The 7114-nt window shown below is 47.6% G+C and carries 5 protein-coding genes and 1 pseudogene; 1 reads left to right on the top strand and 5 read right to left on the bottom strand.

All coding sequences use genetic code 11. From position 1 onward, the window contains the following. A pseudogene (locus tag H6F91_RS28545) lies at positions 1-93 on the top strand (IS5/IS1182 family transposase); the annotation flags it as partial. Positions 94-97: 4 nt separating this feature from the next. Here H6F91_RS28545 and H6F91_RS09580 read toward each other — a convergent pair. From H6F91_RS09580 to H6F91_RS09555, 5 genes are all read right to left on the bottom strand, one after another. Continuing rightward, positions 98-868 carry a PAS domain S-box protein gene (locus tag H6F91_RS09580; protein WP_206754917.1) on the bottom strand — a complete coding sequence of 257 codons (771 nt, stop codon included), beginning with the start codon at positions 866-868 and terminating at the stop codon, positions 98-100. Between the two features lie 291 nt (positions 869-1159). Then, complete coding sequence (locus H6F91_RS09570) at positions 1160-1795, bottom strand: chemotaxis protein CheC (protein WP_190774989.1); 636 nt, start codon at positions 1793-1795, stop codon at positions 1160-1162. A gap of 142 nt (positions 1796-1937) precedes the next feature. Continuing rightward, on the bottom strand, positions 1938-2147 hold the full coding sequence (locus tag H6F91_RS09565; protein WP_190774988.1) for a response regulator: 210 nt from the start codon (positions 2145-2147) through the stop codon (positions 1938-1940). Positions 2148-2677: 530 nt separating this feature from the next. Then, entirely contained in the window at positions 2678-5962 is a 3285-nt protein-coding gene (locus H6F91_RS09560) for a PAS domain S-box protein (protein WP_190789303.1), read from the bottom strand. A 62-nt stretch (positions 5963-6024) separates the two neighbouring features. Beyond that, complete coding sequence (locus tag H6F91_RS09555; protein ID WP_190774986.1) at positions 6025-6714, bottom strand: response regulator transcription factor; 690 nt, start codon at positions 6712-6714, stop codon at positions 6025-6027. Positions 6715-7114 lie beyond the last annotated feature (400 nt).

Here is a 7114-nt window from a genome sequence, read left to right as displayed (position 1 = left end):
AAGAACTTTGAGCGTACTTTATCTCACGCCAAAGCCCAAATCGATCTTTGCTTCATCCGGCTAATGCTGAAGAGGCTTTCAGCCCCTTCTTAAGATATCAAATGGGCTCTATATGACAGTCTCCTCCCTCAACCGCAATATGGCTCAGATCCTGGCGCAGGCGATCGCGATCCTCTCGATGAATGTGCTTAAAAATCTCACCAAAGGTGGGCTGAGAACTGACCGGTTTCAACCCAAACATTCGAAATAACTCATCTGACCAGGTAATAGTTTGGGTTGCCAGGTCAAGTTCCCAACTACCTAAGTGCCCCATTTGTTGGGCTTCCGCTAAAGCAGCTTCGTTATTTCGCAATTGGGCTTCGGTGGCTTTGCGATCGCTAATGTCTTTCATGAAACAGTAATGCCCTCGGAACTGGTGATGCTCGTCATAAGACGCCACCATTACCAATTGCTTGTAAAAATCGGAGCCATCCCGACGCATACCTCGAGTTTCGAGCTCAACCTGCCCCGATTGCTGCATCCCCTCATAAACTGCTACCATCCGTTCTAGCTCATCTGGATGTACCGTTTGTATCCAGGACATCCCTAGCATTTCCTCTGGCTGATAACCCACCATCCCCGCATAGGTCTGGTTCACCTTCTGGTACCGCCCCTCCGTATCCAGGTATGAAATACCCATCACGGCATTTTCCAGCGCCAGATTCATCTCTTTCAGAGTCTGTTCCACCCGTTTCCGAGCCTTCACTTCATCCCAGGCCTTGGCCTGCTCTGCTTTATATCGCTTTACCTCAGTACTTAAATCAGTAACATCTTGAATTGACCACAGCGCATAAAATTCTTCGTTTCCAGCCCCAGGAATAGCTGTCACGGTTGTGTATTGCACCCGCAATTGGTCATCGGAGCGTTGTGCTGGAATGAGATGGGGATGCAGTTGCGACGAAAAGAGAACGGGATGCCCCCCTCAAAAATTTGATGTAGCCGACTTAGGTATTTAAGTTGGGTTAAGTGGGGAAACCAGATGTCAATACGCTGACCTATTATCTGGTCACGAGGAATATGAGTCCAGTCTTCCAGACAAGCATTCCAAAAATGCACTCTCAGATCAGCATCCGTCACGAAGGCACCGAGTGGAATTGCATCCAAGAGGCCAAAGTCTTGACTAGGCGTAAGTTGGCCACTCATTACCCACCTCCCAGCGTTCTTTAATAGCCGCCAATAAAATATCGAAGGAATCAATATTGAAGAGTAAAATAATGTCCCCTGTTACTAACAACTGCTCAATGGACAACCGAGCCTGTGCCAGCAGAATAGTCATCTGCTTATCCACAGCAACTGCATGAAACAGATTTAAGGCTTGGACTTCCGCATAAGCAGGAATTGAGTATTTAAGCTGCTGATGCAGCAGCTTGCTGATTTCTCCCATCACCCCATTCAATACTACGTTGCCAACTTCGCTGAGAGCGCCAATTCTAATGGCATCCAAATCGGGCTGAAGCTCTGTATCTTCGCTCATCAATGCTGTGACAAGCCTTGCTGCACTAGAAAATGGGAAAACAAGATGGGCCATCCCATTGCAAGAACCACTAAAACCTAGCCGCACGGCTGCGACACGCTCTAGGTTTAAACGTTGTTGTAGTTCTGTTACCAGTTCCACTTCAGACACCACTTCTACCAGAGGAACCTGTAAGCGTATGTGAACACCAACCATGCGGTTTAACATGGCCGCTGAGCGTCCCGCTCCAATATTGAGCAGCTCTTGCAAAGCCTCCACTTGCATAGCCGTAAGTACTGTCATAGATGTGTCTTCCTGAAAAGCTGTTTGAATATAGATTTTTGTTTTTGTGTTCTCCAAACGTAAAAATTAATGCGTTACAGGTGTTCTGGAAGTGTTCAGCGCGAATCCTAGAGTGTGTAGAAGTTGCAGGGGGTCAACGATTTTATGAAGCACCGCAAATATCCCTCGATCTAGGCATATCCATCTGGGGCAACAGGTCAAGCAGAACACAAGCGATGACCTCGTTGGCCGTAATAGTCGGCCCCTTCAGCCCACTACAAGCTTCCACAACATCGAAACCTTCAGTCGCCAAGGTTTTACTCACAAACCGCCGGGAAAGAAGAGAGTCTTCCAATACAAGAATCCAAGGCATAGTTACACTCAATGTTTCGATGGAGATATAGGGCCAGTTCAACACTCCTTAGCAAGTGGACATATCCTTATAAAGCCCAAAAAAAGGAATAAGCAGAATGTTCGTAACACTCCCTTAAACTTTTTCATGGTGTTATCCCAAAAAATACCCAAATTTCCAAGACTCTGACAAAACAGAAACTCCCCTTTTCCGGCCCCATCCTAAAGCAAAATTCTGAAGAATTTATGAAGACCCCTCTCTATAGCGCTGTGCACGTTGATTAGGTACGGTGGTGTGGGGCACTTCGTGCCCCACACCACCATTGCTGTACTTAACGCACTTGCACATCATTGCTATATAACCCAAGACTTTCGGCAGTTTCCTAGATGACAGCAACTAACTTCATACAAAAAGGGATGATGCGCCACCGGGTGCCGCACCATCCATCCCTTTTTGTACAAACAATCGAATCTCAGTAGATCGAAAACTCTCGTTTTCAATCTACTGGGATTCGATTCAAAAGGAGAGCAGAGCAAGTGAGCCAAGTGTTATCAAAGGGTGCCGTTAGCCACGTCTAAAGCTTGACTCAGGGTTGTGATCAGTTCATGGGTCGTAAACGGCTTTGGCAGGAATACCACAGTTGACGCGTCTACAACTTCTGATAGCTCCATCCCTGAAATTAACCCACTCATAATGACAAAGCGAAGACCTGAATTCATTTGACGTAGCTTTTGCATCGTCGCCAAACCGTCCATTTCAGGCATCATCATATCCATCAGAACTAAGCTAATGGCATTGGCGTGTTGCGTGTAGAGGGCGATCGCCTGCGCCCCTGAGTTAGCTGTCAGCACTCGGTAGTGATGCGCTTGTAAAGATGCCCGTGCGATATTACAAATTGCCAATTCATCATCTACAACCAGGATTAGCTCACTTCGTCCTTCAGGAAGTATTCCCTCGTCTGTTGGTTCTAGCAGAGTGGTCTGTGCTGAGGGAATGTAGACCTTGAATTGGGTTTCCTGCCCGGGCTGGCTAGATACAGTTATTGTCCCTCGATGGCTTTTGATAATACCAATGACGGTAGATAGGCCCATTCCCGTACCTTTGCCAAAATCCTTGGTGGTGAAGAAGGGCTCAAAGATGCGATCGAGAATAGCAGCAGGTATGCCCATTCCCGTATCAACCACAGCAATTTCTACATAAGAACCAGGGGCGGCATCTAGCTGAGTTCGCACAGGGCTGTCATCAATTCTGACATTTCTAGCCGTAATGGATAGCACACCACCCCCTGGCATCGCATCCCGAGCATTAATACACAAATTCATGAGAACTTGATGCAACTGGGTCGTATCTCCCCGAACAGGCCACAGGTCGGCGGGAACATCGACCCGAAGCGTAATATCTTTAGGAAAAATTTCCTCTAAAATGTGATGAATTTCATGAATGATAGAGTGGACTTGCAGGGTAATGTGTTCGCCATCCATCCCTCGTGCAAAGGACAAGACCTGCTTCACCAGATCGGCCCCTCGCTTCGCACTGCCTTCCATGATTTCAAGCCACTGTTGAGTTGGCTCATCCTGGTCTTGCACTTTCAGGAGTTGAGTCGCCATCATGATTGGGGCCAGAACATTGTTGAGGTCATGGGCAATTCCTCCTGCCAGAGTACCCAGACTTTCCATCCGCTGCACCCGTAAAAACTGTTTCTCCAGTATTTTTTTCTCAGTAATATCGATATTAACTGCAATGTATTGTGTTGGCTTTCCTGCACTATCAATCAGTGGCACGATAGTTGTATCAACCCAGTAAAGCTCACCATTCTTTGAACAATTACAGATTTCGCCTTTCCAAATATCGCCTCGGGTGATTGTTGCCCAGAGGTGCACGAAGAATTCTCTCGGGTGATACTGCGAATCAATGATGCGATGGTTTTGACCGATTAGTTCAGTGCGGTTATAGCGAGAAACTTCGCAGAATTTGTCGTTAACGTACTGAATGATACCTTGCCCATCGGTGATGGCCACAATCGATGAAGCATCGAGAGCAAACTTAAAGTCAGCAAGTTCTTGCAGGGATTGCTGTAGTAGAGTTTCGGCTTCTTTCTTTTCAGTAATATCCTGAGAGATGCACAATAAATATTCGGGCTCATGGAGTTCATTAAAGATGGGAACTTTAATGGTGTGGAGAATGCGATCGCCCAAATTCTGGCTTTGAACAGGCTCTTCTGGAATATCTTCTAGCACTCCTTTCGCAAAGGTTTCAATGTCCTTTTCATAGAAGAATTCAGCCTGTTCTGGCGGGAAAAAGTCACTATCCGTTGAGCCAATTGCATCCTTTGCAGAAATGCCAAAGATCTGCTCACTGGTTTTATTCCACAGTTTAAATTGCCCAAAGTACTGGGGCCTACCATCCTTTACAAATAGAGCCACAGGGACATTATTGACCACGGTCTGCAAGAAATCCTGTGCTTTTTTGGTCTGCTCCTCGGCCTGTTTACGGCTGGTAATGTCTTGCATACTGCCGACAATTTCAACCACTTGCCCCTGGGAGCCACGCACCACTCTCAAGTCATCAAACACCCATCGATACTTTCCATCCAAATGAAGGAATCGATATTCATAACTTGCACGTTCTTTTTGTAATAATGCAGGACGGTTTGCCAGTACACGAGGTACATCCTCAGGATGCACGTGATCAATCCAAAAATTTGGATCTTTCAAAAACATTTCTGCCCTGTAGCCAAAGGTGACCTCAATGTTCTGGCTGACATAGGTCACACCACCTTGCCCCTCCAGGGTGAAGCTATAAATAATGAGGGGACTACAAGACAGCACATGCTCTAAATGCTTCTGAGTAGCCTGTAGAAGGTGTTCTGCCTGTTGGCGTTCATAAATTTCGTGTTCTAACTCTTGATTGCTAATTTGCAGTTGTAGGGCAGTTTTACGAGCAGACTTTGCCGTGCGATCGCTACTTTGAGCTAGATAAATCGCCAGAGCCAGCATCCAGGACAAACTTAACCCTGAGAATAAGGAAACTTCTGGCAAGTAAGACTGCATGCGCCCTAACAGAGCACGGGTTGGGGCAACGTAAACCTGCCAGTTCAACTCATGTAATGTAATCGTTGTTCGTTGCACAAACGCTGGATTTTGCGTTTGTACAGTGGCATGGCGGCTATAGAGCTGTTGGGCGTGATCGAATACCTGAATTGCGTAATCTTGAATATCACTATCATCCAACAGCGTGTTGAACAGCGCATGAGTTTGAAAGACACCCACCATAAACCCAACCAGTTGATGGTTCTCCATTGTCGGCATCACCACCAAAAACCCTTTCTCTCTACCTACCAGATCAATGCGGGGAATAATGACCAACCGCCCAGTTCTGCGGGCCGTTTCCAGGGCCGTTTGGTGTTGGGCAAAGTCATGGGATAGGTCCTGTGAAGTGGATCTATTCTCCAGGGGTACAATCCAGCGCACCCGAGCCGAGGGGTCTACCCAGGCGATCGCCTGATACCCCTTAAAGTCTTCCAGGTTCGTTCTAGCATTCATCTCCCAGTTCTCGCGGCTCAAGCCCCCCTCCTGTTCCCAGTGACGGGACATCCGCACTAATGCAAGAATTTGAGGCTCAATTTGCTCGGTGATCTCCGTGTTGAGAGCCTCTGCTTTTTGCTCAACCGTCTGCTGAATATAAGTACTTTCAGCTGCATGCAAAGCCCACCACAAGAACAAACTTCCTGTGGAGAAACTAAGCCCAACGATGAGCGATAGACAGCGCATATCGATGCACGGGGCGTTTGTGCCCTTATCCGTCAGGCCAAAAGCAGACAGAAACTTTTTCATCATGCTTGGACGCACTCCCACAATTGCACCGTTGAAGCCCTTGGTCTGCAGGCCCTACTCCAGGTTCAATTCACCGCCGGATTCAGAGCTTTCAAGCGATAGCCCAGACCATACACTGTTTCAATCACATCCGCAGGGCATCCCACCGCCTTTAGCTTGTGACGCAATCCCGTAATATGGGTGGTCACGGTTGCTTCCCCTGGCGATTCGTCCGACGTCCAGAGGTAGCTCAGCAAATCTTCTCGGCTAAATACGCGGGATGGGTTGCGGAGAAAAACTTCCAGTAACTTGTATTCTTTGGGAGTCAGGTGTAGAGGCTGCTCCTGATAGGTCACCACACAGCTCGCGGGTTCCAGCTGCAAATGCTCCCACTGCAAGCGCATCACCATAGGGGTTGGACTACGTCTCAACAGAACCCTTACCCGAGCCAATAGTTCTCCCACATCAAAGGGTTTGACGACATAATCATCGGCCCCGGCATCCAGCCCCATGACTTTATCGCTACCTGAGTTGAGGCCTGTTAGCAGCAAAATTGGGATGTAATTTTGAGCAGCCCGCAGTTTTTGACACAGGCTAATGCCATCTATTTTAGGCAGCATGACATCCAAAACCACAAGGTCATAGGTATTCGCCTGGATTAAATCCCAGGCCATTTCGCCATCCTGGGCGACCTCAACCGTATAGTTCTGCCGAGTCAGGGTTAAATTTAACGCCTGACGCATGTAAGAATCGTCCTCCACTAATAGAATGCGCATTCCAGTGCCCTCGTACTCCGTGACATTCGTAACTCCGTACTCTTAAAATGCCCATTCTGCTGCCATTTCTTGAGGTGGCTCGGGCATAACTGTATCAAGAGTTGTAAAAATCAGCGGAATTGCGGAACAGGCCTGGAGGCCAGGTAGAATCTGGTTTTCCCCAAAAAAGGCTTTTGTGAGGGAGCGTAGAAACGCGGAAGCACCAGTAGGGCTTCAGGTTCAGAGGATTCAAAACGTACTTCTGAAATTCTTGGAGTTGCTTATCTAGAAGTTGTTTCAGCAATTCCTATCAAATGTCAAGCGGGTTGAGGTGTCGCGACAGCAGAGTTGACGGGTTAAAGACATAGACCGCAACGACAACATCAGATCGCAACGACAATTTCGGATCGAAATGACAACA

Source organism: Leptolyngbya sp. FACHB-8 (assembly GCF_014695575.1).
Classification (GTDB): domain Bacteria; phylum Cyanobacteriota; class Cyanobacteriia; order Elainellales; family Elainellaceae; genus Vacuolonema.
The sequence above is the reverse complement of the archived record's forward strand: the minus strand, read 5'-3'. Positions and strand labels throughout refer to the sequence as shown.